Source organism: Paraburkholderia fungorum (genome assembly GCF_046027605.1).
GTDB lineage: Bacteria > Pseudomonadota > Gammaproteobacteria > Burkholderiales > Burkholderiaceae > Paraburkholderia > Paraburkholderia fungorum_F.
The window spans coordinates 140,323-166,407 of the sequence record NZ_JAQQEF010000001.1; the positions used below are offsets into that span (position 1 = coordinate 140,323).

The window sequence follows — 26,085 nt, forward strand, 5'->3', positions numbered from 1 at the left end:
TGAAAAAATGCGGAGTTTAATCGACAACCGGCACGCGCGCCGTGGCGCGCCGCCGTTGCCAGCTTCGTTCGCTAAAGTGCAAAACCAGTAGACCCGGCAAACCCAGCAGGATCTCCCGCGCGCGCTTGGCGAGCGACAACGCCAGCGCCGCATCCGGCGGCAAGCCCACGAGCGGCGCGAGCAGCAGATAACCGCCTTCCTGCACGCCCAGCGAACCGGGGATCATGAACGCTGCGCCGCGAATCGCCTGTCCGAGACTTTCGAGTAGAAGTGCATCGACCCAGTCGACTGGATGGCCGAGAAAGCGCAACGCGAGCCACACCTCGACCGTGCCGACGATCCAGCCCGCCAGACTCAGCGCGAAGCTCGCCGCGACGCGGCCACGCTCGCGGTACATCGCCTGCACGGCGGCGTCGACGGCTTCGGCGCGGGTCATCAACGACGACCAGTCGCGCTTGCCGAACACCTTCGAGAGCACGCCCAGCAAACGGCCAAACAGGCCGCGGCGCTGCGCATAATAGAAGCCCGCGATCATCGCGCCCAGCACGCCGGTGGCGATGAGCGTGGCGGTTCGCAGGTCGTGAAGCGCGCCGTGCGCGGCGTAAGCGCCGAACAGCAGCAGCCCGAGCAGCGCGAAGACGATTTGCGCGAGCGCCTGCGCGGTGGTGCTGACGGTGATGGCGGCGGCCGCGTCGCGCATGCGCATGCCGCGCTGGGACAGTTGCCGCACCATCACCACCGGGCCGCCGATCTGGCCGGCCGGCAACAGGCTATTCACCGATTCGCCGATCCAGCGGGCGAACAATGCGTCGCGCAGCGTGACGTCGTGATGGACACCGTCGCGCTGGCGCTGGAACAGCACCGAAATCGCGCCGGCGTCGAGCACCAGTGGCACGACGTGGAACGCCGCGACAAGTACGAGCCCCCAGCCGGCCGCGGCCAACGCCGAGGCGACCGAACCGAAACCCTGCCACGCGAGCAGGCCGACAAAAAGCGCCGTCCCGATCGACAGCAGAATCAGGGCCGCGCGTGTCATGCGTGGTCCTTGCCGCGCTTCGTCATTTGACGGAAGACCTGGCGGAATCCGAAGTACGCGATCGCGTCCTTCATGTTCGAGATGAAACGGCGCCACGGACGCATGTTCGGGTTGGTCACGTATTCGAAAGTCAGCGACACGCGCAGTTCGTTCGCGCCGGCCGGCGTGATGCGATGACGCAGCTTGTCGCCGTCGAAGAACACCAGGCCGCCCGGCGGAATCTGCAATGAGCCCGGCTGGTCCGGCACGTCCGGATTACGCGTATGCAATTCGTAATCGAGCCGGCACGACGATTCATCGATCACGCCGAGCAGCAGCGTATAGCGGCGGCCGTCGTAGTACGAAGTATCGTAGTGCCAGCCGATGTGGTCGCCGGCACGCGTGTAGTAGTACAGCGCATAGGCGTGCGGATCGTCCGCGGGCGAGACCTGCAGCTTGTCGCCGCTCAGTTGCTCGAGCCAGCCAATCAATTCTTTCGAGCGATACAGCTCGGCGATGAACGGCGCGAGACGGTCGATCGTATGGCGGCTCACGCTGCCGCCCTGCTTGTGCCCCGGCAGATAATTGCGATTCACTTCGTCGAGGAGCCCCCGCGCGCTCTGAACGAGCTGGGTGGTGACTTCGGGTGCGAGGAAATCTTCCAGGTACAGGAACGCGCCCTGATCGGCGAATTCCTGGGAGAAACGCCGTGTGTCGAACGTGCGCGTGCGGCTCGCAACGGCGCGGTCAGCGTTCGGCGCAGGCTCGGCCTGCGCCGACACGGATGAACGTTCAGCGGAAATCGGTGCGATCACGTCGTCTTCGGCGTGCATACTCATTCACTGGCCCACATTTGACTGGTTTCCGACGCCTTCGCGGGGACGACCGCCGAGCGTGCGGCGCGGCGCACGACGCGCCAGTAATCGACCACAACCCAGGCAGCAAAGAGCGGCGCGCCGATCGACGCAACCACCACGAACGGCGTAACGACGCTTGTCAGCGTGACGATGGGCAGCAGATACAGTACATCTTCGGTTTCGAACCCGCCCACCGATGCCTGTTTGGTACCCGCCTTGCCCGCCATGTCTTCGATGCGCATGCGCAGGAAGAAAATCAATGCGATTGCGATGCCCGCCACGGCACCGAGCCATCCGGGAGCAATGTTCAACGAGCCGACAGGCGTCGACCCCATACCCATGCCGACGAATAACATGACCGTCACGAGCGCGTCGCAGGCCAGGTCGTAAAAATGACCGATCCGGCTCGACTTGCCGCCGATGCGGGCGAGTTCGCCATCCGTGTGGTCCACGAAGTTCGACAGCACGATCAGAAAGGCGCCCGAGTTAGCCCAGGCAAAGCCCCCGCGCGCGAGGCAAAACGCGCCGGCGAGCCCGATCAGGAGACGCAGCGTGGTGAGGTGGTTCGGCGTGACCCAGGTGTTGACAAGCGGCGTGACAAGTCGGCGGGCCAGCCTGGCATCCCATGTTCTGGGGGCCGGAACGTTAGTTGGAATTGATGGTCGCGAATTCATAACCCGGAAATATATACGGGATCGCCAAAGCTTGCTTTATTCCTTAACGTTTTCTGAAGGGCCAGTCGTCTCCGACGCGTGCCAGCCATAGGGCAAAATCTGGCGAATCACGTTAAAGTGCGAATCCAGTTGCGCCTGTCACGCCGGATCACTTCGATGCGCAACGTCTTTCGGGCCGCGAGCGATTGCCGCTGCCCGTTGCGAACACACTACGCACTACGTCGAATACGTACGGCTCGCCATTCACGCCTATGAAAAGCTTTTTTTCGTCTGTACTCCTTGCGCTGGCCGCTATCACGCTGCCGCTCGCCAGCTCCGCCGCGGCCCTCGATGCGCCGCTGAACTGCAATGAGAGTGGTCATCAGTTCATCGCCGATCTCGCCCAGCAGCAGATGATCGATCCGAAACCGACGCGGGTCGAAAGCAACTCCATCAATGCGTTTTCGCCCGTGCACGGTGCTGATTTGACTGCGTTTGGGTTTCGCGTTTTTGCGGTGGTCGGCTACGAAAAAGACGACCCGCTGTTTCGCGTCGGCGACGGTGAGCCGGTGGCCCGCTCGGCCTACGGCGTCGTGGTGTTCGGCAGCGAATCCAAGGTGCATAGCGCGCTGGCCGAGGCCGGCAGCACGGCGATCGTGCATCGCGTGGCGCCGCTCGTGACGGCGATTTTCTGCAAGCGGAGTTGAACGGCCAATTCATACGCCAGCTAAGGGGGAAACCGCAAATTATCGTGAGAATCCCCCTCGCTGGCGCCGCGGCCAGATGGCCTATGCGTCGCCGGTCGCCCGGCTCGTCCTTATAGCTTGATCGCCGCCGGATCCGCGGTCAGATACCCTACCGCCGCGCCGAAGCGGTCCTTGTAGTTGGCGCGGATCAGGGGTTCGAGCGTGACTTTCACGTCCTTGTGAATATCGCCCCAGTCGCCGGCGTGCTGGAAGTTGCTCATGATGTACGTCCAGCCGTTCAGATCGTCGACCACATGTAGCCCCGTGGCCTCCGCGCCCGCCGGTGTCGACAGCAGGCGCGTGAGCTGCCCCGTGTCGACGTTATAGGCCCACAGGAAGTTGTTGACGTGCTGACTGCTGTCCTCGCCGATAAAGAGCGTGCGCAGCTTCTCCGAAAACTTGAGGTTGTCCGGATTGGCCACTCGTTCAGGATCGCCGGTATTACCCAGCGCGTCACCGGCGATGTCCTTGCCCACCAGCAGTGCCTTGGTGTGCACGGGCACCCATTCGCTATTGATCGCTGCGCCGCCCAGATCTCGCTGACCGCCTCCGAGCTTGTGCTGCATGACGCCCCCAGCAGCCAGCTTCTTGTCGACCGAAATATTGCTTTCGGCATTCCAGCCACCGGCGTTTTTGCCAGTCGGATCCTTGACCATCGAGCCCTGGATGTTTTGCAGCGCCGAGTAAGCGATCTTGTCCTTGATATTGACCGTGGTCCCTTCCAGCTTCGTGAAGCCCATGCTGCCGCCCGCGAGGAACGCGTAGCGGTGCGTCTCGAGGAAGCGAGCGGCCTTATCGTTCAGGACCTTGACCCATTGCGCCTTGCCGTCGCCGAAAATCTTCGTGTAGCTGCTGTCGGCGGGATCCTCCCACTTCACATCCATGACGTCGGCCGGCTTCAGGGAGCGGGCCATCGCCTCGATTTCGTCGCTGGTGGCATGACCGAGCTTGACCCAGGCCAGATCAGCACCGGCGGCGTTCGGGTCAATCGAAAAGCCCGCGCCGACCTTCGCCACGTACAGCGTGCCGGCGGAGAGATCCTTCTCCTTGTCGGCGACAAACATGAACAGCCCGCTGTTGGTCGCGTCGTCGCCCATCAGCACAGTACGGTTGTCGGGCATCACCTGCACCAGTTCGTGCGAGATGCGGCCGAGGCAATAGTGCTTCTTGATGCTGCCGGTCCCGTCCGGATTCACCGTGACCTCAGGCAGATGACCGTACAGGTAGGGATTGAATTTATTGGCGTCGCCATAAAGGTTCCGGGCGAAAGCGGCGTATTGCTCCTTGTTGCCGCTGCTCGTGGTGTAGGTGTCCGGCTCGTACTCCTCGCTCGACAGGTGCGTGTTCCACGGCGACAGGCTGGCGCCGCACGTGATCCACAGCCCGTTTGCGCCCGAGGTGTCGACATTGTGGTACTTGACCAGCGCCAGCTTGCCGGTGGCCGGGTCCTGATCCAGCGTCAGCACGGCAATCGGCGAGGGCAGGCGGCCGTACATATCGTTCGTGTTCTGGTCGCGCGTGGTGTACTCGAACTGGACCACCGCGAACACCGCGTTGCCCTTCACACCGGCCACTTTCGCGCCGTCGATCTTCAGCAGTGACGTGCCGTCCGGCGAGTCCGAAAAGAACTGGCGCTTGTTCGCCGGCACCGAATCGTCATAGATCGGCTGGTTGTTGATGTCGAAGTAGCCGCCCGCCAATACCTTGCCGCCCTTGCCATCCGGCACCATGTCGCCGGTCACGAAGAACGGTTGGTAGGCGAGCTTAAAGGCTTTCTTCGAGCCGTCGGCGTACGAGACCGTCAGGCCTGAGCCGACCGTGGTGGTCGCCATCGATGCCGGATTGGCGAGCGACGGCGCGTTCATGCCGGTGAAAGAGGCCGAGCTGAAGTTCGCGACCGGCGCGCCGGGCTTGGCCGGCGCAGCGGCCAGATCGTCGCTGCCACCGCATGCGCTCAGCATCGACGCCGTCGCGAGGCCGCCTAGCGGCAGCATCGGCGCACCGACGATGAATTTCAGGGCCTTGCGGCGGGAAAAGTCTAACGGCTCTGCCATGTTGTCGTGATCCAGGGTTTGGGTAGCGTGGGTGTATGCACAGCCGGCACGCACTCAGACCCAAAACCACATGGTTCACGCCCGCGCCGCTATGACGCGAGGATTCTAGGAAACGAATGTGAAAGTATATTGACAGTAGTTAGTAATATTTTATTCAGCTATTCGTTGGCTAACCTTGCGGCCGCCGGTCTAGCCTGGACGGCGGAATTCGTTTTCGACCCACGCAGCAGCGCTCGCCTTGCTCAGTTTGAAGTTCGGCGCGACCTGCACTTGCGCGAGCTGTTCGCCGAAAGTGTCGATTGCGGTCAGCAGCGCGTACGGTTCGTCTTCGTCGGGGACGATATCGAGCGTGATGTCGAGTTCGTCATTGCCGTCGGCGCTGGCCACACGTACTTCTTTATGCAACTGGGCGCGCAGTTGCTGTTCATGGCGGCGCAGCACTTCAGACGCGGTTTTCACCAGCGTGTTGAACGCCGACGTGTCGAGCGGCTTCGGATCTTTCTTGTTGCGGCCCATCGTCCACGGACCGACGAGCGCCGGCTCCGCTTCGCCGTCCTTGATCATTTCGACGGCCCAGCCCTCATCGTCTTCATTCTTGATGACGCGCGCGGTCCAGCCGTCGTCACGCCACAAACGCGGTTCGTGCAGGGTTTCGGGCTGGCTTTCCTGCTGGGCCTCGTTCGGGTCAAGGTGGATTTCGGACGCGCCTTCCGTCGTGGAATCAGCAGCGGTGTCGGACGAAGGAAGGGGTGTATCGATCATTGCAGGGTTACTCACAGTCGCAGGGGCGGAAACACATCTCAAGCCTGCAATTCTACCCGTCCCGCCCGTGCCGAATGTGCCCCTCTGACGAACGGACAAGCCGCGGCATGCTTCCCTTCAATCGAAATAATCTGTTTCACTATTGGCGGGAACTTATAAACCGATCGATAAATAAATCGAAAAAAAACGCGGCCCGAAAGCCGCGTATATAAAGATGAAAAAGTCACCCCTGGTCAGGGGGTGAAGAGAATTGTAGATCTGTAAGTCATCGTGATGGACCATACGACTTGGAAGAGTGAATTGCAGAAAAAATAATGAACCGAATTCAACTCGACTGATACGCTCGAATCCTTACTGGATATGACACAGCCGGGGCGTCGCGAGCGAGCAACATCCATATTTTGACAAAAAATTACAGCGCCAACGCATTCGAAGATTTTTTCTTTTATTTACTCGCACTTACCCCACTCCAAATCCGCTATTACGAATTTGCAAATTAATTGTTGTGTCATACGCGCTTAACGATAGGAATAGCAGGAATACACTTCGCAGCGGATCGTCAGCCAGCCGGCGCAATCGCCGGTTAGCACTGGAATTCGATTCTCTATGCACTGTCTCCCCCGGAGTTATCTGAACATGAAAAAAATCCTCATCGCTGCAGGCCTCATGAGCGCGTTCGCCATCACCGCTCACGCCCAAAGCAGCGTCACGTTGTACGGCACGCTGGACGCCGGTCTCGTCTACTCGAACAACCAGGGCGGCCACAGCAACTGGCAACAAGGTAGCGGTTCGGTGTCGAACACCTACTTCGGCCTGCGTGGCAACGAAGACCTCGGTGGCGGTCTGCACGCGATCTTCACGTTGGAAAACGGCTTCAACCTGAACAATGGCGCGGACACGGAAAACGGCACGATGTTCAATCGTCAGGCTTTCGTCGGTCTTAAGAGCGATCAGTACGGCACGCTGACGCTCGGCCGCCAATACGACTCCGTGGTCGATTACCTCGCGCCGCTGTCCGAAGCCGGCGCCGGCTACGGCAACAACCTGGCCGCTCACCCGTTCGATAACGACAATCTGGACAACTCGTTCTCGGTCAAGAACGCCGTAAAGTACACGAGCGCGAACTACGGCGGCCTCAAATTCGGCGGCCTGTACGGCTTCAGCAATTCGGCCGGCCAGTTCTCGAACAACCGCGCATGGAGCGCCGGCGCTTCGTACGACAACGGTCCGTTGAGCGTAGCCGCGGCTTACCTGCAATTGAACAACTCGGGCAACGCCAACGTGGGCGGCGCGGTCTCGCAAGGCGACGGCACAGCGGCTGTCGCGGCGAACCTGCAACGCACGTTCGGCGCGGGCATCAACTACACCTACGGCCCGGCTACGGCTGGCTTCGTGTACACGCATACGCAACTGGACGGCATCACCGGCGTGGATGTGGGCGGTGTGACGCTGCCCGGCGTGTCGGGCACGAACCTGCACCTGGACAACTTCGAGTTGAACGGCAAGTATGCGTTGACGCCGGCACTGAGCCTCGCGGCTTCGTACACCTTCACCGACGGCAAGATGTCGGGTTCGAACGGCTCGGGCGATCCGAAGTGGCAGACGGTGTCGTTGCAAAGCGACTACTCGCTGAGCAAGCGCACCGATGTGTACGTGGAAGGCGTGTACCAGCATGCATCCGGCGAACTCGGCAACTTCGGCGCGAACGTGGCGTCGATCAACACGCTGGCGCCGTCGTCGACCGGCAATCAGGTTGCTGCGGCTGTCGGCCTGCGTCACCGCTTCTAAGTTTTTCTGGCTGCATGTGCAGAGCGGTGTATCAGTCCGTTCTGCAAGCGAACCCGCGCGAGACACGATTTCCGCGCGGGTTTTTTCATGGGGCTTACGTTCCTACGTTTCGACGTGGCCATAGTGACGGCGCAAGCACGCGGTGGGTATACTGAGGCCGGCTGCCTTCCTTGCCGCAACGTCGCTGCGGCTGAACGGCGGCTTCGTCGCGAAGCATGACGTTGCGTTCAATCGCGTCGCGCTTCGCCCGCGCCCCAAGTTCCCGCGCCCGACCGGGGACGCCGACGATCGGACCATGAAAAGACTTCTCCTGCTTGCCCCTGCTGCTGCCGTCACCGCGTTTCTCGCTGCCTGCGGTTCTTCCAGCGGCCCCGCCCGCGATGCGTCCCTGCCGATGATGTACGTGTCTTCGCAGCGCGCCCCCGCCTATATCGCCGATTGCCTCGAAAGCAGGCTCTCACGCGTGCGTATGTCGCGCGTAGGTGGCGCGACTGAGATCGCAGTCGGTTCGGATTCGAACAACTCGTATTTCGTTACGCTGACGCCGCTCAACGCCGGCTCGGTCATCAAGGTGATGCATCCCGCGAATGCGCCGGACGATCCGCCGGAGCCGGAAATGCGCTTCGATATTGCACGCTGCGCGACCTGAGTTTCTGGTTGCCCCTTGCGTTGTGGAAGGCCACGCCGATGCGCGAATTTTTATCTCGCGGGTCGGCTATTTTTTTATCCGGGCATCTGCGAACATAGCCGCCCTTTGGCTTTTATCCGGCGCGCTGCGTCGTGAGGTTCGATGGCATCCAACAAAGCACATCACGCGACTGGGTTTGCAGCCGGTGTCATCGCCGCGGCGGTTGTCGCCCGGCTCGGCGGCGGCGGTTTGTTTCATATCGGCGTGTTGTTGAGTTTTATCGCCGGGGTGGCGGGGAGTACGGCGCCTGACTGGCTGGAGGTGGCGTGGTGGTCACGTACACGGCGGTTGTGGATTACGCATCGTACGTTGACGCATTGGGGTGTGGGGTGGGGTGTGTTGCTCGCTGTTTCTTATCATTGGATTGGGCGGTCTGGTTATGCTGCGCCGGCGTTTGGGTTTGCTTGCGGCGGAGTGATGCATCTGTTGGCCGATTGGCCGAATCCTTTGGGGGTGCCGTGGATCGCTCGGCGGCATTCTTTGAAACTCTGGAATAGCGGGCATTGTGATTTGATTGTTGTTGCCGGGGCTTGGGTGGTGGCCTGGTTTGTTGGGATGCATGTTTGGGTGCACGGGGTGCAGGGGGTTTCGGTTTTGAGGTATTTGCGGGTGGGGTGAGGGTTGGTTTTTTTTGCCTTTGCGGCGCTTGTTGTCTTGTGGGCCTGTGGGGTTGGCCTTTTCTTGATTTGTTAGTGGTCTATTTGTGTTGCCCCTGTGCGGGGCGGCACCTACTTTTCTTTGCCGGCCGCAAAGAAAAGATAGGCAAAAGAAAGCGGCTCACACCGCGAGTTCTTAAGCGGGTCCCCCGCGCAGTCGCGGTAGTGGTGCATCTGGAATCTGTGCCCTCGCGCATTCGGCGTCAGTGACCAGGCAGTCATACTTCCCGCCTCGCACTGCGTGCTCGCCGGAATGGACACCGGAAGGCCGACGGTTCATTCCGGTCTCGTGCGAGTCATCTGCGTCTGTTCGACAAAGGTGTCATGCTTTCGGTGTGCTGCGCGCGCCGGAAGATTCTTCGGTGCTTCACCGGCGCCGTCGATTGCGTCATGTTTGGTCCCGGTTCAACCCATAACTCATGACATCGTTATGCGCGCGTCGCGGCAGCGTAGTTGGCAGGCGTAACGCCCAACAATCGTACGAACGCTCGGGTCATGTGGCTCTGGTCAGAAAAGCCGGATGCGGCAGCCGCATCGGCTAGCGTAGCGCCGCTCGCTATGAACCGCCGCGCAAGCGCCACTCGGCGCTGCATCCTGTACGCGTGCGGCGGTAATCCCATCTCGTGCGCGAAGCCTCGCAGTAGCTGAAACCGACTCATGCCGGCGTCCGCAGCAAGGTCGGTTAGCGTCAACGGTGATGATGGGTCGTCGTCGATCCTGGCCCTAGCTCGTGCAATCGGGCCCAACGACCGGCCCAATCGCGAACGTGCACGCGTGGTTGCGTGGGTCTGAATCAGGTGCCCAAGCAACTCGAGCATCGCCTCCTCCCGGATCAAAGGGTCCGGCACGGACTGCGCTTCCACCGATACCGCAAACAGGCGCTCGAATAGTACCTTCAACAACTGATCGTGCACCACCGGTTGCGTCAGTTCAATCTCGCGCGCAGCCACACCACCCAGCTCGATGGCGACATCGCCCAACATCGATGGCTCAAAGTACAACATGCGCCACGCACGTCCTCGCTCGTCGAGCGGGCTGCCGTCATGCACTTCCCCCGGATTCACCATGATCGCGTCATTCGCGCGCGCTTCAACCACGCCCCGCCCGCTTGCCGATCGATGCCCCCCAGTCACGATCACACCCACCCCGAAGCGATCGTGCGAATGGCGCGGAAACGAATGCGTCGTTTCCGCCACCGTCGCTTCGACGCCAGCAATCGCACAACGAGGCATGTGAACGCGGTTGCGTGACAATGAGCTCGCCTCTCAGAAGACTAAGTGGAGCGCCAGAGGAAACCCGACGCAGAACCGCAACGCGGTCCGCACACCCAATTGCAAAACGGGTCGTCCGCGGGTCGCCGCTGCAAGCCGCACGCCGTTCCGTGCGGCAAACTACGGAACGACGCGCGAGCCCGCCCCTTCATCCACCTCGTCCCTCGTCCGTACGCTCGCCCTCGCGGATCTTACCTTGCGATACGCTGCTGCCCGGCGGCACGCTATGCGTAAGCCACACATTGCCGCCGATCACCGAGCCGCGCCCAATCGTCACGCGGCCAAGAATCGTCGCGCCTGCATAAATCACGACGTCGTCTTCAACGATCGGATGACGCGCATTGCCCTTGACCAGCGTGCCGTCAAGATCCGCCGCGAAGCTCTTCGCACCGAGTGTCACGGCCTGGTAGACGCGCACGCGCTCGCCGATGATCGCAGTCTCGCCGATCACCACGCCCGTGCCGTGGTCGATAAAGAAGCTCGGGCCAATGGTCGCGCCCGGGTGGATGTCGATGCCGGTCGCGGAGTGCGCGATCTCGTTGATGAAGCGCGCGAGCAAGGGCACGCCAAGACGATGCAGCGCATGCGCAAGACGATGGTGCGTCATCGCCCACACGCCGGGATAACACAGCAGAATTTCCGTGATGTGCTGCGCAGCCGGGTCGCCGGTAAAAGCGGCCTGAATATCGCTGACCAGCAACGCACGAATGCCGGGTAACTGCGTGCCGAATTCGCGTGCGACATTAAAGGCGCGCTCCCGCAAATCCGCATCGGGCGTTTCACCGAACTCTGGCAGGAAACGCAAGGCGCGCCGGATCTGTTCGGCAAGCAATCGCAACGTACTTTCGAGCGTGTGGCCGACGTAGTAGTCGACCGTTTCGTCGGTGAGATCGGGGGCACCATAGTGCGTGGGAAACAACGCCGCGCGCAAGCCGGCGACGATGCCGATTACCGCTTCGCGCGACGGCAGTTCGCGAATGCCGAGCGGATGCCGCGTGCGATGCAATTCTTCGCGCGAAGCACGCAGGTCCGCGACGATCTGTTCGAGACCCCAGTTGTGGGTAGGCACGTTAGGCATAAAGCACGGTTCAGGATGATGGTCCCAAGAGATTACCGCGTTTTGCCGCAGCTCGCGCAGCGTGGCACGATTGCCCGGATGCAGCCCCGCGCGTGTCAGTGTGCTCAGAGGGTCATGCTGCTCACGCAGCGCCACACGAGAACCCGGCATGCAGGCCCACATGCGGGAGGTTGCTTCAGATGGTCACGCTGCTCGCATCGATCCAGCGCACCGCCCAGTCGCGTGCATGCGCGATGGCGGTGGCTTCATCTGGAAAGCGCAAGTCAATGGGGAAAAAACGGTTGGCGACCAGTTCGCCGTCGCTCGAGCGGGAGATGACTACATAAGGTTGCCAAGTACCATCGCACGCGCGCGCCGGCGCGCAATTCAGCAAATAGCCGCGATGTGTGAATGCAGCATCGAAGTGCATGTGTCACCCGCCCTGACGGCCCCGTAAAATGTTTTGAGTAGCGCGCGCCTGTTGGTGCCGGTCATGTAAAAACAACCGAACGCATGCCGCCAACGCATATCTCCAATTGAACCGCGCTTCGCTCGTCGGAGTAAGATCATACTCTGTAGAAAATATGCGTCCATTAAAAAAAACGAAAAGAATTCCGGACGCAATCGCCTGCTGAAATGCCCTATGCGTAACCGCGGCGTAACCATGGCGCGACTCACGCGCACGCAGGCATCGTGCGAGGCGGAACGGGTTTTGCTGCACTTTCAACCATGTCCTCTTCAATGGAGAAAGCATGATGAACAGCGATATCAACAAGCCAGCAGACGCGATCAAACAGCCGGGCGCCACTGGCCCGAGCACGACGGAACTGCACAACGACCGCACGCACGACAGCACCGTCGACACCGACGGCAAAAATCTCGAAGCAGCCCGCATCGCCGGCCACAGCCCGATCTCCCCCGACGAAATCACAACCACCAACGCAACGCTCAGCAACAGCGTGCCTGAGGCACACGACGGCATGGCCGGCTTCGACAGCCGGATTGGCGGCAATCATCTACTGCTGGCGCTCGAACCAGGCTATACGGTCATCGACAAAGGCATGATCGAGCCACAAGGTGCCTATTCAGCAGATCATCAGTTCGATGATCCGCGCCCAGTCGGCAGCCGCAATGAACGCGGCCGCATTCATTACGCCCTGAATCATTTGCGGCCCACTCGCCTGATCGAATTACATCGGGTGAAATAAGCCTTCGCGCGACGCATATTCGTTTGAATTGCGCCGCTCGTACCAGCTACTCAGTCAATTCGAAAACGCGCGCCGTTTGAATCAGGGCGCGCGTTTCATCGTGGATTAGAAACTCGGGGTTGCAGGACCTGCAAGCCGAACCGGCTTTTTCCGCGCGCCGAACCCAGACACAATCGACTGCACATCCAAACCTCAACGGAGCAGCACATGAAAAAGATCGTGGTGATAGGCGCAACCGGCACGCTTGGTCAGGCAGTCAGCGCGGCATTGAAAGCGCGCCATGAAGTCATTGAAGTGGGTGCGACGCGCGGCCAGTATCGCGTCGACAGCACCGACCCGGCCAGCATCGAGGGACTCTTTCGCGAGATCGGCAAGGTGGACGGCGTTGTCACCGCCACCGGAAAAGTGCATTTCGGCCCGCTGCCGGAGATGAGCGTCGAGCAGTTCTGGGTGGGGCTGCGCGACAAGCTGATGGGGCAGATCAACGTGGTGCTGACGGCCCAGCAATACCTGAATGACGGCGGCTCGTTCACGCTGACGAGCGGCATTATCGCCGACGAACCGATTCGCGAAGGCGCGAATGCGACCACCGTCAACCTGGCCCTGGAAGGTTTCGTGCGAGGTGCCGCGATCGAATTGCCGCGCGGCATTCGTATCAATCTGGTGAGCCCGACGGTATTGACCGAAGCACTCGACGCTTATGCACCCTACTTCCGCGGCTTCGAGCCGGTGACGGCCGAGCGTGCCGCGCAGGCTTATCTGCGCAGCGTTGAAGGCGCGCAAACAGGCCGTGTGTATCGCGTGGGGTATTGAGCCCTTAGTCCTTGGCAACTCAGTGAATCTCCGGCTCGCCGGTTGCATCGGTTTGCGCGCCGCCGCGCTGCAGGAAATCGAAATCACAGCCTTTATCCGCTTGCAGCACATGCGCCTGATGCAAGGCCCCGTAGCCGCGCGTAAAACGCGGCTCGGGTCTGACCCACGCGGCCTGGCGACGCGCCAGTTCTTCCTCCGGTACGAGCAGGTTGAGCATGCGCCGCGGCACGTCCAGTTCGATCAGATCGCCGCTTTGCACCAGCGCAAGCGGGCCGCCGACAAACGACTCCGGCGCGACATGCAACACGCACGCGCCATAACTCGTTCCGCTCATCCGCGCGTCGGATATGCGCACCATATCGCGCACCCCCTTTTGCAGCAGCTTCCGCGGGATCGGCAATTGTCCCCATTCGGGCATACCCGGCGCGCCTACGGGCCCCGCATGCTGAAGCACGATCACGCTGTTCTCGTCGATGTCGAGCGCCTCATCGTCGATACGCCCGGCCATGTCGTTATAGTCCTTGAACACCACCGCGCGGCCCGTATGCACGAGCAGATGAGAGTCCGCCGCGCCGGGTTTGATCACGGCGCCGTCGGGCGCGAGATTGCCGCGTAGTACCGCGAGGCCGTTATTGGGCAGGAGCGGCGCGCTGCGGCGGCGGATCACTTCGTCGTTGAAGATCGTCGCGCCTTCGAGGTTCTCGCCAAGCGTGCGGCCATTCACGGTATTCTGCGAGCGGTCGATCAGATCACCCAGTTCGGCGAGCATCGCCGGCAAGCCGCCCGCATAGAAAAAGTCCTCCATCAGATACGCGCCGGTCGGACGAATATTCGCCAGCACCGGCGTGCGCCCGGAGAGCTCGTCATAGCGATCGAGCGTCAGTTCGATACCGGCACGGCGCGCGAGCGCGATCATATGCACGATTGCGTTGGTCGAACCGGAAAGCGCGAGACAGGTGGTCACGGCGTTGTCGATCGAACCCTTGGTGATCAGGTCGGATGGCTTCAGGTCCTCCCACACCATCTCGACGATGCGCATGCCGGTTTTCGCCGCCATCTGCGCATGCCGCGAATCCGCTGCGGGAATGGAGGCGAAACCGGGCAGCGTAAAGCCGAGCGCTTCGGCAGCGCTCGTCATGGTAGACGCGGTGCCCATTGTCATGCAGTGTCCCGGCGAGCGCGCGATACCGCCTTCGACGCCGCGCCAGTCTTCTTCCGTGATGGTCCCCGCGCGCAGTTCAGCCCAGTATTTCCAGCTGTCCGAACCCGAGCCGAGCGTGACCCCGTTCCAGTTGCCGCGCAGCATCGGCCCCGCGGGCAGAAAGATCGCCGGCAGGTCCATCGAGATCGCGCCCATCAGCAAGGCGGGCGTCGTCTTGTCGCAACCGCCCATCAGCACGACGCCGTCAGCGGGATACGAGCGCAGCGTTTCTTCGGCTTCCATCGCGAGGAAGTTGCGATAGAGCATCGTGGTGGGCTTCTGGAACGGCTCTGAAAGCGTCTGCACCGGCAGTTCAACCGGAAAGCCGCCCGCCTGCCAGATGCCGCGCTTCACTTCCTCGACACGTTGCTTGAAATGCGTGTGGCAAGCGTTGATTTCGCTCCACGTGTTGAGGATCGCGATTACTGGCTTACCCGCGTATTCCTCGCGGCTATAGCCCATTTGCGCGGTGCGCGAGCGGTGGCCGAACGAGCGCAGATCGTTCACGCCGTACCAGCGGTGGCTGCGCAGTTCCTCGGGTTTCTTTCTGTTCGTCAACGTCTGCTCCACGATGTCCTGCGTCGCCCCTGCAAAGGGGCTTCATTTTCGGGGCGTGCTTCCGTGCTTCCGCGCCTCAGTGCTTCTGCTCCTTCACGCGCGAGACGATCTGCGTCGGGCTGACGAATTGCAGCGCGATCAGCACCCAGATCAATGTGATCGCCATGTAGATCATCGCCATCGCGTCAATCGATTGCGGAGCACGCACGCCGGTTGAAAATACAGCGTAGTACAGCGCGACCACGAGCGTTTGCGTCGCCGGACCGGCTGTGAAGAACGTCAGTTCGAACATGCCGATGGTGCGCACCAGCACCAGCAGCCCGGCCGCCAGCATGCCGGGCACCAGCAAGGGCAGCAGCACATAGCGGAAATAGCGGAACGTGTTCGCGCCGAAAATGCGCGCGGCCGATTCGAGATTGGGGTCGATCTGCTCGATGAATGGCGTCATCACGAGGATCACGAATGGCAGCGCCGGCACGAGATTCGCCAGAATCACGCCGCTTAGCGTGCCCGCCAGACCGACCTTGTACATCACCGTCGCCATCGGAATGCCGTACGTCACAGGCGGCACCATCAAGGGCAACAGGAAAATCAGCATCGCCATGCGCTTGCCGCGAAATTGCACGCGCGCGAGCGCATACGCCGCGGGCACGCCGAGCACGACCGACAGCACCACCACCGCGCCGACCACTTCGACGGTGACCCACAACACGCTCGCCAACTGGAAGTCGCTCCACGCCTGCGCATACCAATGCAGCGTGAAGCCTTGCGGCAACAAGGTGCCGAACCAGCGCGTCGCCACCGAATTCACCGCGACGGTCGCAATCAGCAACACCACGTTGATGAGGAAGAACACCATTGCGCCCCACACCAGCACATGCCAGATACGGCCCGATACACTGGCGCGCTGCTTGACGCGCTTGCTGGGTTGCTGGTCGCCGTGGTTGTTCTCGTTCGATGAAGATCCGGACCAGGAAGAACGCGCGGCGTGCTGATCGCTAGCCATCAGCCTTTGCCTCCTGTCACCGGGCCGCTATAGAAGAAACGGCGCGCCCCGAGCATACCGGCAACCACCAGCAGTTGCACGAAGCCCATCACCATCGCGATCGCCGAAGCAAGCGAATAGTCGTAGCTTTCGAACGCGGCTTCGGCTGCGGCGATCGACATCACGCGCGTCGGCCCGGCAGGCGCCCCCAGCAGCACCGCTGATGGAAACACCGAGAACGCCTGTACGAACGATAAACACGCGGCCATCGTCAGACCGGGCACCAGCAGCGGCAGATAGATGCGGCGAAACTGTTGCCACGGGCTCGCGCCAAGGGTGGCGGCCGCACTCGCGAGCGTCGGATCGATGCCGGTCACGTAGGACAGCGTCAGTAGAAACGCAAACGGAAAACCCGACACGATCAGCGAGATCAGCACGCCCCAGAAGTTATGCGTCAGACGCACTTCACTGGTGTAGAGGTGCAATCCGTGCAACGCCTGCGGAAACCAGCCGTTTGGTCCGAAGTAGGTGAGCATGCCGTCGGCGATCAGCACAGTGCCAAGCGTGACGGGAATCACCAGCAGCGTCGTGACGAATTTCTGATAAGGCGAATTGCGACGCAGCGCGAACGCCACGGGAACCGACACGCCGACATTGATCAGCGTAGCCGGCACAGCGAGCTTGAGCGTGACGAGAACGGTCGGCCACATCGACGTGTCGGTGAAGAACGTCAGATAGTTGGCCCACAGTCCGCCGCCGTTCATCGGCCGGAACGACAGCACCAAACCATACGCAAACGGATAGATGAACAACGCGACGATGAAGATCAAAGCCGGCGTGACCAGCCACGCCTTGGCGTCGCGGGGCGCAAAGGGTCCGCGTGGCGGCGACAGCGTGGGCGTGTTCATGCGGCCTCTCCGTCATAGACGAGCGTGCGTGACGGCGGTACACGCAAGCTGATGCGTTCACCCTCTTCGAACTCTCCCGCGATGCGCGCCCACAGGTCGCCGAACGCGGTCTTCACCCGCAGCAATGAATCGCGGCCGCCGTATTCCACGGTTGTCACCAGCGCGTCGAAGGCGTTGTCCGCGCCAGGTGCCGCACGCTCCATATCCTCGGGGCGCAACGCGACACTCACACGCTTGCTGTAGAACCCGGCCATCGGCGTGCCGAGCAGACGCACGCCGTTCGCGTTGAGCGCAACGCTCTCGCCCTGCGTGCCTTCGAGCGCAAATTCGGCCACGTTGCGATAGCCCATGAAACGCGCCACATGCAAATTCTGCGGCCGCGTGTAGACCTCTTTCGGCGTGCCGATTTGCTGCACCACGCCCTCTTTCATCACGACGATGCGGTCCGCCATGGAAAGCGCTTCGTCCTGATCGTGCGTGACGTAGAGCGTCGCGCGTTCGAGCTGGCTATGGATGCGGCGAATCTCGGCACGCATTTCAATGCGCAGTTTCGTATCGAGATTCGACAGCGGTTCGTCCATCAGGATCAACGGCGGCTCGATCACAATCGCCCGCGCTATCGCCACGCGTTGCTGCTGACCACCGGAGAGCTGTCCCGGCAGCTTGCGTTCATGGCCGACCAGTTGCACGAGCTGCAACGCTTCCCGCACCCGGCGCACGGCCTCGCTCCTGCCGACCCCGCGCATCTTCAGGCCGAAGCCGACGTTATCGAGCACGCTCATATGCGGAAACAGCGCGTAGTTCTGGAACACCATGCCGAAGCCGCGCTTCTCCGGCGGCAAAACGTCGATGCGTTTCTCGTCGAGCCAGATGCCGCCACCACTCAATGGCTGCAAACCGGCGATGCAATTGAGCGCCGTCGATTTGCCGCAACCGGACGGCCCCAGCAACGCAATGAATTCGCCACGCCGGATATTCAGATCGAGACCTTGCAACGCCGCGACCGCCTGGCCTTCCGCATTCGTGAAACTACGGCTCACCGAATCGAGCCGCAACTGTTCAAAGTGATGCTTCATGGCGGTTTCCTGATACACGTGGCGCACGAATCGCGAAGACCTGATAGACCGGATGCGCGTGATGCTTCCGGCGGCTTCCAGCATGCATGACACGCGAATCCGGGCAGACTCGCCGCGCGAGTAGCCCGGACTCAGTCAGCGGTTACTTGGTCTTCTGCGCGCCGACGTCACTGTCCCACTTCTTGAAAGCCGCGACCATCGCGGTCGCATTCAACGGCAAGACATGCGGACGCTCGGCCAGCAGCTTCGCGTATTCCGGGCGGCCGTATTTTTTCAGCACTTCCTGGCTATGCGCGGGCGCCTGATCGGCGCTCACGCCCTTGATCGCGGGGCCCGGGTAGAAATAACCATCGTCATAAGTCATGGCCTGTTGCGCCGGTTCGAGCATGAAGTTCATCAGCTTGTAGATCACCTCGAGCTTTTCCTTCGGCACGCCCTTCGGAATCACCATGTAGTGAGCGTCGTTCACCCACGTCATGTTGTCGAATGCCTGCACACGGAATTCCGCCGGCACGATGCCCAGCGCGCGCGGATTGATGTCCCAGCCCGTGACCGTCACGGTCATGTCGCGCGTGCCTTCGCCAAGCTCTTTCATCACCGCCGAGGTGCCGCCCGGATAGTAAGGAATGCAATCGTTCAGTTGCTTGAGGAAGGCCCACGTCTTGTCCCAGCCATGAATCGGATCTTGCGGATCCTTGTCGCCGAGTATGTAAGGCAGGCCCATCAGGAACGTGCGGCCCGGACCCGAGTTCGCCGGCCGCGCGTAGATCAGCTTGTCCGGATGGGCCTTGCACCATTGCAGCAGTTGCTCAGGCGTTTTGGGTGGATCGCTGACTTTGGCGGGGTTGTATTCCAGCAGCGGACCCGCCGGCATATAAGCGACTTCGAGACCGTAGCCTTGCGCGAGATCCTGCATCTTGCGTGGACCGGGCGCGTATTTGTCGAGCACGCCGGGGAATGCCGCGGCATTGTCCGGCAATAGCTTCATCCAGAGATTCTGTTCGATGCCGGCCGCCAGCGCGTCGGTGCCGGTCAGGACGAGGTCGATATCGGAGCGGCCGGCGCCCTGCATCGCCTTGATCTTGCCGGGCAACTGCGGGGCGGGTGCATTGGTGAACGTGAGATTGGCGACGAGATTCGGATACTTCGCCTTGAAAGCCTCGAAACCCTTTTGCGTGAGCTGAAGATCGCCGGCCACGTCGACGATATTGAGCGTTACCGGATCCGCGGCGTGCGCCACGGATGCACATGTGGCGCTTGCCACGAAACATACGGTCACCAGTCTGAGCGCCAACCTGCCTGAAACAGTCATTGCGTCTCCTCGCTTCTTGGTATGGAAGTCCGCCGGTCAGATGCGCTGCTGGCGGTGTCTCTCTCTACCAATGGAACATAGCGAAGCGGAACTGTCGATGTCAAGCAAATACTCGCCGCGGGGTCCGGTGCACGAAAGTGGCTATTTTGTTACGTAATCCTTGTGGTTCAACGGTTTGCGCGTTTTATACAAGGGCAAACCCGGAGTCGGTGCGCGCGTGGCGCACCGGGTGGTCAGGCAAGTCACACCTACGCTGCGCGTTCAGGCTGCGCATTCATCCGCCCTGAACGCCCTGCGTATTCACATATAGCGAATACAACCCGTGGCTTGCCGCCATGAACAACCGGTTACGATGGCGCCCGCCGAAGCAGACGTTCGCGCAGCGTTCCGGCAACGCGATATGGCCGATCGGCTCGCCCTGCGGCGTGAAGACACGCACGCCGTCGAGTTCGTCAGTGCCCATGCCCCAGCCGCACCAGAGATTGCCGTGAACGTCGACGCGAAAGCCGTCCGGCGTGCCCGGGCCGGCGTCGATCAGCACACGGTTGTTCGACAGCGCCGTGCTATCACCGCCGACGTCCACGTCGAATGCACGAATCTTGCGCGGCACGCCACGCGATTCGACGATGTACAGCACTGATTCATCCGGTGAAAACGCGAGGCCGTTCGGGCCCAGTACGTCGTCGGCGACGACGGTCACTTCGCCGGATTGGCCGTCGATGCGATACACACACGCGGGCAGCTCCGACTCCTGCCGCTCGCCCTCATAGAAACCGTCGATGCCGAAGGTCGGATCGCTGAACCAGATCGAACCGTCCGACTTCACGACCACATCATTTGGTGAATTGAAACGCTTGCCGCGGTAACGGTCGGCGAGCACGGTAATCGAGCCGTCGTACTCGGTGCGCGTGACGCGGCGCGTCAGGTGCTCGCAGCTGACGAGGCGGCCCTGGCGGTCGCGCGTATGGCCGTTCGCATTGTTCGACGACTGGCGAAACGGGGTCACCGCACCGCTGGTTTCGTCCCAGCGCAGGATGCGGTCGTTGGGAATGTCGCTCCACAGCAGATAACGTCCGTCGCCGAACCAGACCGGCCCTTCCGACCAGCGCGCGCCCTGATACAGACACTCGACAGAAGCGGACGCCAGGATCAGCGACTTGAAGCGCGGATCGAGCACACGGACAGAGGGATCGGGATAGCGGCGGTTGTTGTCGGTCATACGTAGGCTTTGGGTAATGGAAATGGATGGGGAAAGCAGGTGGCAGCGCGTTGCGCCCGGCATGCCAACATGCTGCGGCGCAGGCGCGCGTGATCGATGCTAACGCGACGCCGATGCGGCATCAATGCAACGTGGCTTCGGCGCGAACTGACACTCCCATGCTAGCTGGATCTGCGTCGCACGCCTCAAACACACGGGACTGGACGTTCAAATTAGCATCGGCCTCACAATGTTGTCAAACAACTGGCGTACTAATGCCATCGCGTCTGCTGGGTCGGCGTCAAAGCGAGAAAGCGAAGCCGGCAAGCTCCGGCGCGTCGCTTTTATATGACAATAGCGCTTAGCAAGGGATGTTTATGAATAACGGAGGAGTTAAGCGGAGATTTCCAATTCGGCAATTAACGTAGTTTCGCCCGAAGTTTTCGACGTCCACAGTCATTCAAATTGGTTTGACAATAACACTGCTAATCAGAAAATCATGAAAACCGCTACTACGAGAAAATTACACACTTTATCGACCCGTGAATGTTAATTGGGTCAAAAAATCCGTTATAAGGAGTCGGTTGTTTTCTTTGTCGGCAGCCAACGCTGATGCCGTTTTTAGAAATCGCCCTCGGCTTGAAAAATGATTTTTAGTGATAGATTGTGAAGATAGAAAAACAGCCGGACGGAATGTCGTACCGCAATTAACCGCAACAGGATGTTTGCGAGTCTAAGAGAACTAAATTGTCGCTACACTTTATCGAGGAAATGGCGCCACTACTGAACGCCGCGGATGAAGCGGAATGGTTCAGTGCGATCGCGGGCCTTGCCGACACGTGGGGTTTCGACAGGCTTCTGATCGCCATGCTGCCGCGTCCGACCATTCGCCTTGAAGACGCCTATGTGCGCAGCACCTACGCGCCGACTTGGCGGCGCACTTACGACGAGCAGGGGCTCGTCCACATCGACCCGACTGTTGCGCATTGTGCGACGCGCGCCGCGCCGCTGATCTGGTCGCCGGACATTTTTACGACCGCGCCGCAGCAGTCGATGTACGAGGAAGCCCGTGCGCACGGGCTGCGAGCGGGCGTGACATTGCCGATTCATGGGCCGAACCAGGAAGCCGGCATGATGTGCTTCGTCAACGACAGCAACCCGACCGACGCCTTCTGGCGCCATGTCAACGTTGCATTGCCGAATCTGGTGTTGCTGCGCGATCTGGTGATCGATACCAGTCAGCGCCATTTGAATACGCACGCTCAGACGTTGTTGCCCAAGCTGACGCCGCGCGAACGCGAATGTCTGAAATGGACCGCGCGCGGCAAATCCACGTGGGAAATCTCCCATATCCTGAGCTGTTCGGAAGCCGTGGTGAACTTCCACATGAAGAACATCAGGACCAAGTTCGGCGTGACTTCGCGACGCGCGGCGGCCGTAATCGCCGCGCAGTTGGGGCTTATTGACCCGGGTTGAGCAAGGCGGCTGCGTCGCGGCTGTACAGCACCCGTTCCGCGCGGCCCAGATCGGCGTCGGAAACAGTTTTGGTGAAATAGAGGCCTAACAAGATCGAGACCGGCGCCGGAATCTCGGCGCCCGATTCGAACCGGCTACCCCGTGACTGCGTCACGCCGAAGCGTGCCCAGAAGCGGCGCTGACTCTCTTTTTTCTTCTTGCGGTAGGCAATGATCAGAACGCGATCCACCGCCGAAGAAGGCTCCGCAGGACGGGTGTGGACGGAAGGTTGTGCTTGCCAGTGATTCTCGAGAAGTTCCATTTTTGGGTCCCGTCGGTTGAGGGCTGAGGCTTATCTCGAATTCTGCTTTATCCGATCAGCATGCACACCTATCTAGGTAGGTAGGTGGCAGAACGATTCAAAATGCATAAGTTTCCTTGCGTATTGGGTATTTCCAACACGTTCAGGAGAACGTCATGCAAACAGCGATCCGGATTGGTATGCGGCAAGAATTCAACAACGCGGACATCAACGAGATGTATCGCCTGCGGGCTCGGGTCTTTCACGGGCGGCTCGGGTGGGACATTCCCACCATTGCGGGTATGGAGATCGACGGCTACGACGCGCTCGGGCCGCATTACATGCTGATTCAGGGCGACGACCGCCAGGTGCGGGGCTGTTGGCGCCTGATGCCGACGGAGGGGCCGAACATGCTGAAGGACACCTTCCCGCAACTGCTGCATGGCGCGGATGCGCCGGTCGGGCGGCATATCTGGGAATTGAGCCGGTTCGCGATCGAAACCGGCGGCGAGGAGCAATCGTTCGGCTTCGCCGACCTGACGATGCAGGCAATTCACGAACTCGTGACGTTCGCCGACCGGATGGGCATCACGCGCTACGTCACGGTGACCACGACGCCGATCGAACGGCTGCTGCGCAAGACCGGAATTGACATCAGCCGGCTCGGGTCGCCGCTGCAGATTGGCGTGGAACGGGCGGTGGCACTGGATATCGCGGTCAGTCCGAAGACCCGCACAGCCCTGTTCGGACCGATGGCTGCTGCAGCTTAGCGTTTGGGGGCGAGTCCGCTTCGGAGCGTGTGGCTGCCCGGGGTGCGGCTCGCGTGACCGAAGATACGCGGGGTGTGGGTGCCCGGAGCGCCGTTGCAAGGTTGCGATTGCCTCGGCTGCGGTTTCCGGTTTCCGGGCGCCGGGCGCCGGTTTCCGGGCGCCGGGACGCAATGTCGAGGCTGCCCCGCAGCAGCAAACTAGCCCCTATCCCATAGTGGCGGCCCACGGGACGAGACGCGCGGAATATCAGGAACCGAACATCCGCTCGAGCGCATTCTCGAGGTGCGCGCGCATGGCCCTCCCCGCAGCGGGGCCGTCCTTACGGCGGATCGCCTCGAGCACGGCCAGATGTTCGGCCTGCACGAGCCGCCGCCGCGCCAACGTCTTCACGAGCGAAAGATTGCGCGACAGGTTCATGCTGAACAGAATCTGTTCTTCGATGAATGACATGACCGTGATGAAAAACGGATTTCTGGACGCACGCGCCACCGCCAGGTGAAACATGAAATCGTCCTGCACGCCGATGCCTTGAGTTTCGATGATGCGTTCCAGTTGGTCCCACGCATGCTGGATCGCGGCGATGTCGTCGGCATCGGCCTTGAGCGCTGCCTGCTCCGCCGCGCCCGCTTCGGTCACGATGCGAAATTCATAACAGCGGCGGATGTCCGACAGCGTTTCGAGCGGCGCAAAGCGGCGCACATCCGGGTCCGGCCGCCGGGCAACCGTGGTGCCTGAACCGTGCCGCGTCATGATGATGCCGTCCGCGCGCAAGCGTGCGAGCGCCTCGCGTACGGTCGGCCGTGACGTCGCAAAGCGTTCGGCCAGCGCATGCTCGGTGGGCAGCCGCTCGCCTTCCTTATACTCGCCTTCAAGAATGCGATTGAGTATGTCGCCGTATATCTTGTCGGGCAAACCCGTTGTTTTACGCTCGTTCATCAGCGGTGCGAAAGCAGCTTGTCTGAATAGGTTTTTATTGTAAGGCAAACCTGGCCCTATCTTCGTTCATTATATGCGCCCTCGTCCCACAGGAATGCCGCAGACGCCCGCTACACGGTATTTGCCGCGTAAAGCGCTACCATCTTGAAATTTGACAAGTATTTGATTTACATCCTGACTGGATGCATCTTTTTCAGCGATCATTTAAGCTCGCATCGATAATCAATCAGTCGTCAACGAGCCCGGCCGGCCAAACGGCGCGGCATCCAAATTCCTTCAGACGCGGAGTCGATATGTACACACGCATCCTTGTAGCGGTCGACGGCAGCCACACCTCGCGCCGTGCATTCGAAGCAGCGCTCGCGCTCGCGAAATCCACCGGCGCCGTCATACAGCCGTTCTACGTGGTCGAAAACACGCCGATGTATTTCGAAGCGCCCGGTTACGACCCGTCCGTTCTGCGTAACCGCCTGATCGAGGAGGGCAAGGAACTCGGCGCGGAATTCGCCCAGGCTATGGCGGCGCAAGGTGTCAAGGGTGAACTCGCGGTGGGCGAGGCCTCCTCGCTCGACGATGTTTCGGTGGTCGTGCTAAAAGCGGCTGCCGAGTTCAACGCCGATCTGCTGGTGATGGGCACGCATGGCCGGCGCGGTTTTCAGCGACTGATACTCGGCAGCGTCGCAGAGCGCTGCGTGCGTCAGGCGAGCCTGCCCGTCCTGTTGATTCCGTCCGCGGCAGGTAAGGAAGGCGAAGCCACCTGAACGCGTGGTGACGCACATTGCAAAGCGCGTGCTTGTGCCGCATGGAGCAGCGGCACGCGCAGCTTTTATCTCCAAAATCGGAACGGCGCACGCTCGCGATGATGCATAGCAGTCCATAACCACAAACAGCAACGCAAGGGTGACATCGCTCAAGATGCCTAACTGTCCAAACGCGTCATTTTGTCGCTAAGCGGGGGCCATGAGCGGTGGGACAATGGGTCGTTACCCTGACAATGGCTGCAGACCATGCTTACTCCTAACGCTGTGACTCGCTCCTCTGGCGCTGCCGATCCCAGTCTGATTTCTCCGCCGGCGCGCGGCGGCCGTCGTGCCGCGCCGGTGAGAGCAACAGCACGCACCGCCGCGCGCTGTTCGAGTTGTGCGATGCGGGCGCTCTGCATGCCACAAGGCCTATCGCCCGACGAACTCACCAAACTCGAAGCACTCATTTGCACCGCGCGCTCTGTGCAGCGCGGCGAAGCACTGTATCGCAGCGGCGACCGCTTCGATAGTATTTACGCCGTGCGTTCCGGTTCGATGAAAACCGTCATGGCGCACCGCGACGGCCGCGAACAGGTCACCGGGCTGCGCCTCGCGGGCGAAGCGCTCGGTCTCGACGGCATCAGTGAAGACACGCATGCATGCAGCGCCGTCGCCCTGGAAGACAGCACCGTTTGTATCGTTCCCTACCCTGCCCTCAAGTCCTTGTGCCGGGAAATCAGTTCGATGCAGGACCGCCTGCACAAACTGCTGGGAGAGCAGATCGTCCGCGAAGCTGGGCAGATGATGGTGCTCGGCTCACTTTCCGCGGACGAACGCGTGGCGGCATTTCTGCTGGACGTGTCGGAACGCAACGCGCAACGCGGCTATTCATCGGCGGAATTCAACTTGCGCATGACGCGTGAGGACATGGGCAGCTACCTCGGCATGACGCTCGAAACCGTCAGCCGCACCCTGTCAAGATTTCAAAAGCGCGGCCTGATCGACACACAAGGCAAACACATCCGGATCGTCGATCTGGAAGGCTTGCAGAAGGTATAAGCCTTGCGCGCAGGA

26 protein-coding genes are annotated in these 26,085 nt (G+C 61.1%); 10 read left to right on the forward strand and 16 right to left on the reverse strand.

All coding sequences use genetic code 11. From position 1 onward, the window contains the following. Positions 1–16: 16 nt before the first annotated feature. The 3 genes from PQR53_RS00615 to PQR53_RS00625 are packed head-to-tail and all read right to left on the reverse strand — an operon-like array spanning position 17 to position 2,546. On the reverse strand, positions 17–1,036 hold the full coding sequence (locus PQR53_RS00615; RefSeq protein ID WP_408450557.1) for a flippase-like domain-containing protein: 1,020 nt from the start codon (positions 1,034–1,036) through the stop codon (positions 17–19). Next, positions 1,033–1,854 carry a HalD/BesD family halogenase gene (locus PQR53_RS00620; protein WP_408450559.1) on the reverse strand — a complete coding sequence of 274 codons (822 nt, stop codon included), beginning with the start codon at positions 1,852–1,854 and terminating at the stop codon, positions 1,033–1,035. Before PQR53_RS00620 ends, PQR53_RS00615 begins: the two co-directional genes overlap by 4 nt. Further along, positions 1,851–2,546: a CDP-alcohol phosphatidyltransferase family protein gene (locus PQR53_RS00625; RefSeq protein WP_408450561.1), complete on the reverse strand. Its 696-nt coding sequence runs from the start codon at positions 2,544–2,546 to the stop codon at positions 1,851–1,853. Before PQR53_RS00625 ends, PQR53_RS00620 begins: the two co-directional genes overlap by 4 nt. A gap of 251 nt (positions 2,547–2,797) precedes the next feature. Between PQR53_RS00625 and PQR53_RS00630 the strand changes: the two genes are divergently transcribed. Next, complete coding sequence (locus PQR53_RS00630) at positions 2,798–3,232, forward strand: hypothetical protein (RefSeq protein WP_408450563.1); 435 nt, start codon at positions 2,798–2,800, stop codon at positions 3,230–3,232. Positions 3,233–3,342: 110 nt separating this feature from the next. Here the strand turns inward: PQR53_RS00630 and PQR53_RS00635 are convergent, their stop codons facing one another. After that, positions 3,343–5,325: a PhoX family protein gene (locus PQR53_RS00635; protein ID WP_408450565.1), complete on the reverse strand. Its 1,983-nt coding sequence runs from the start codon at positions 5,323–5,325 to the stop codon at positions 3,343–3,345. Positions 5,326–5,514: 189 nt separating this feature from the next. After that, the gene (locus PQR53_RS00640) at positions 5,515–6,087 is read right to left on the reverse strand and encodes a hypothetical protein (RefSeq protein WP_408450567.1); all 573 of its coding nucleotides are present in this window, start codon (positions 6,085–6,087) and stop codon (positions 5,515–5,517) included. 636 nt (positions 6,088–6,723) lie between these two features. On the opposite strand from PQR53_RS00640, the gene PQR53_RS00645 reads away from it, so the two are divergent. The 3 genes from PQR53_RS00645 to PQR53_RS00655 all read left to right on the forward strand — a co-directional run bounded on the left by PQR53_RS00645 (position 6,724) and on the right by PQR53_RS00655 (position 9,181). Continuing rightward, on the forward strand, positions 6,724–7,875 hold the full coding sequence (locus PQR53_RS00645; protein WP_408450568.1) for a porin: 1,152 nt from the start codon (positions 6,724–6,726) through the stop codon (positions 7,873–7,875). Positions 7,876–8,170: 295 nt separating this feature from the next. Next, positions 8,171–8,524 (forward strand): sugar ABC transporter ATPase, encoded by a 354-nt coding sequence (locus PQR53_RS00650; protein WP_408450570.1) that lies wholly within the window; start codon positions 8,171–8,173, stop codon positions 8,522–8,524. 141 nt (positions 8,525–8,665) lie between these two features. Continuing rightward, complete coding sequence (locus tag PQR53_RS00655) at positions 8,666–9,181, forward strand: metal-dependent hydrolase (protein WP_408450572.1); 516 nt, start codon at positions 8,666–8,668, stop codon at positions 9,179–9,181. 466 nt (positions 9,182–9,647) lie between these two features. On the opposite strand, the gene PQR53_RS00660 is transcribed toward PQR53_RS00655, so the two are convergent. The 3 genes from PQR53_RS00660 to PQR53_RS00670 form a co-directional block, all read right to left on the reverse strand. Next, a complete protein-coding gene (locus PQR53_RS00660) occupies positions 9,648–10,451 on the reverse strand; it encodes an AraC family transcriptional regulator (protein WP_408450574.1) in 804 nt (267 codons plus the stop codon). Positions 10,452–10,638: 187 nt separating this feature from the next. Continuing rightward, the gene (epsC, locus tag PQR53_RS00665) at positions 10,639–11,568 is read right to left on the reverse strand and encodes a serine O-acetyltransferase EpsC (protein ID WP_408450576.1); all 930 of its coding nucleotides are present in this window, start codon (positions 11,566–11,568) and stop codon (positions 10,639–10,641) included. A gap of 175 nt (positions 11,569–11,743) precedes the next feature. Continuing rightward, positions 11,744–11,977, reverse strand: coding sequence for a hypothetical protein (locus tag PQR53_RS00670; RefSeq protein WP_323046938.1), 234 nt, complete (start codon positions 11,975–11,977; stop codon positions 11,744–11,746). Positions 11,978–12,302: 325 nt separating this feature from the next. On the opposite strand from PQR53_RS00670, the gene PQR53_RS00675 reads away from it, so the two are divergent. Both PQR53_RS00675 and PQR53_RS00680 read left to right on the forward strand, forming a co-directional pair. Beyond that, complete coding sequence (locus PQR53_RS00675) at positions 12,303–12,755, forward strand: DUF3005 domain-containing protein (protein WP_408451139.1); 453 nt, start codon at positions 12,303–12,305, stop codon at positions 12,753–12,755. 207 nt (positions 12,756–12,962) lie between these two features. Then, complete coding sequence (locus tag PQR53_RS00680) at positions 12,963–13,568, forward strand: short chain dehydrogenase (protein ID WP_408450578.1); 606 nt, start codon at positions 12,963–12,965, stop codon at positions 13,566–13,568. 19 nt (positions 13,569–13,587) lie between these two features. Here PQR53_RS00680 and araD read toward each other — a convergent pair whose 3' ends face one another. From araD to PQR53_RS00710, 6 genes are all read right to left on the reverse strand, one after another. Next, positions 13,588–15,327 (reverse strand): L-arabinonate dehydratase, encoded by a 1,740-nt coding sequence (araD, locus tag PQR53_RS00685; RefSeq protein ID WP_408450580.1) that lies wholly within the window; start codon positions 15,325–15,327, stop codon positions 13,588–13,590. Positions 15,328–15,403: 76 nt separating this feature from the next. Further along, on the reverse strand, positions 15,404–16,333 hold the full coding sequence (locus PQR53_RS00690) for an ABC transporter permease (RefSeq protein ID WP_408450582.1): 930 nt from the start codon (positions 16,331–16,333) through the stop codon (positions 15,404–15,406). Further along, on the reverse strand, positions 16,333–17,220 hold the full coding sequence (locus tag PQR53_RS00695; RefSeq protein ID WP_408450584.1) for an ABC transporter permease: 888 nt from the start codon (positions 17,218–17,220) through the stop codon (positions 16,333–16,335). The genes PQR53_RS00690 and PQR53_RS00695 overlap by 1 nt, the downstream gene beginning before the upstream one ends. After that, entirely contained in the window at positions 17,217–18,296 is a 1,080-nt protein-coding gene (locus PQR53_RS00700) for an ABC transporter ATP-binding protein (RefSeq protein WP_408450586.1), read from the reverse strand. The genes PQR53_RS00695 and PQR53_RS00700 overlap by 4 nt, the downstream gene beginning before the upstream one ends. Before the next feature lie 142 nt (positions 18,297–18,438). Next, positions 18,439–19,608, reverse strand: coding sequence for an extracellular solute-binding protein (locus PQR53_RS00705; RefSeq protein WP_408450588.1), 1,170 nt, complete (start codon positions 19,606–19,608; stop codon positions 18,439–18,441). Between the two features lie 274 nt (positions 19,609–19,882). Then, complete coding sequence (locus PQR53_RS00710) at positions 19,883–20,827, reverse strand: SMP-30/gluconolactonase/LRE family protein (RefSeq protein WP_408450590.1); 945 nt, start codon at positions 20,825–20,827, stop codon at positions 19,883–19,885. A gap of 750 nt (positions 20,828–21,577) precedes the next feature. Here PQR53_RS00710 and PQR53_RS00715 point away from each other — a divergent pair. After that, positions 21,578–22,282 carry a helix-turn-helix transcriptional regulator gene (locus PQR53_RS00715; RefSeq protein ID WP_408451140.1) on the forward strand — a complete coding sequence of 235 codons (705 nt, stop codon included), beginning with the start codon at positions 21,578–21,580 and terminating at the stop codon, positions 22,280–22,282. Here PQR53_RS00715 and PQR53_RS00720 read toward each other — a convergent pair. After that, positions 22,266–22,583 carry a helix-turn-helix domain-containing protein gene (locus PQR53_RS00720; protein WP_408450592.1) on the reverse strand — a complete coding sequence of 106 codons (318 nt, stop codon included), beginning with the start codon at positions 22,581–22,583 and terminating at the stop codon, positions 22,266–22,268. The genes PQR53_RS00715 and PQR53_RS00720 overlap by 17 nt on opposite strands. Before the next feature lie 155 nt (positions 22,584–22,738). Here PQR53_RS00720 and PQR53_RS00725 point away from each other — a divergent pair, with 155 nt between their 5' ends. Then, the gene (locus tag PQR53_RS00725) at positions 22,739–23,332 is read left to right on the forward strand and encodes an acyl-homoserine-lactone synthase (RefSeq protein ID WP_408450594.1); all 594 of its coding nucleotides are present in this window, start codon (positions 22,739–22,741) and stop codon (positions 23,330–23,332) included. Between the two features lie 246 nt (positions 23,333–23,578). Here PQR53_RS00725 and PQR53_RS00730 read toward each other — a convergent pair whose 3' ends face one another. Then, positions 23,579–24,268 carry a FadR/GntR family transcriptional regulator gene (locus PQR53_RS00730; RefSeq protein WP_408450596.1) on the reverse strand — a complete coding sequence of 230 codons (690 nt, stop codon included), beginning with the start codon at positions 24,266–24,268 and terminating at the stop codon, positions 23,579–23,581. Between the two features lie 293 nt (positions 24,269–24,561). Between PQR53_RS00730 and PQR53_RS00735 the strand changes: the two genes are divergently transcribed. Together PQR53_RS00735 and PQR53_RS00740 are read left to right on the forward strand one after the other, a co-directional pair. Beyond that, complete coding sequence (locus tag PQR53_RS00735; protein ID WP_408450598.1) at positions 24,562–25,029, forward strand: universal stress protein; 468 nt, start codon at positions 24,562–24,564, stop codon at positions 25,027–25,029. A gap of 384 nt (positions 25,030–25,413) precedes the next feature. Further along, the gene (locus PQR53_RS00740) at positions 25,414–26,070 is read left to right on the forward strand and encodes a helix-turn-helix domain-containing protein (protein WP_408450600.1); all 657 of its coding nucleotides are present in this window, start codon (positions 25,414–25,416) and stop codon (positions 26,068–26,070) included. Positions 26,071–26,085: the final 15 nt, after the last annotated feature.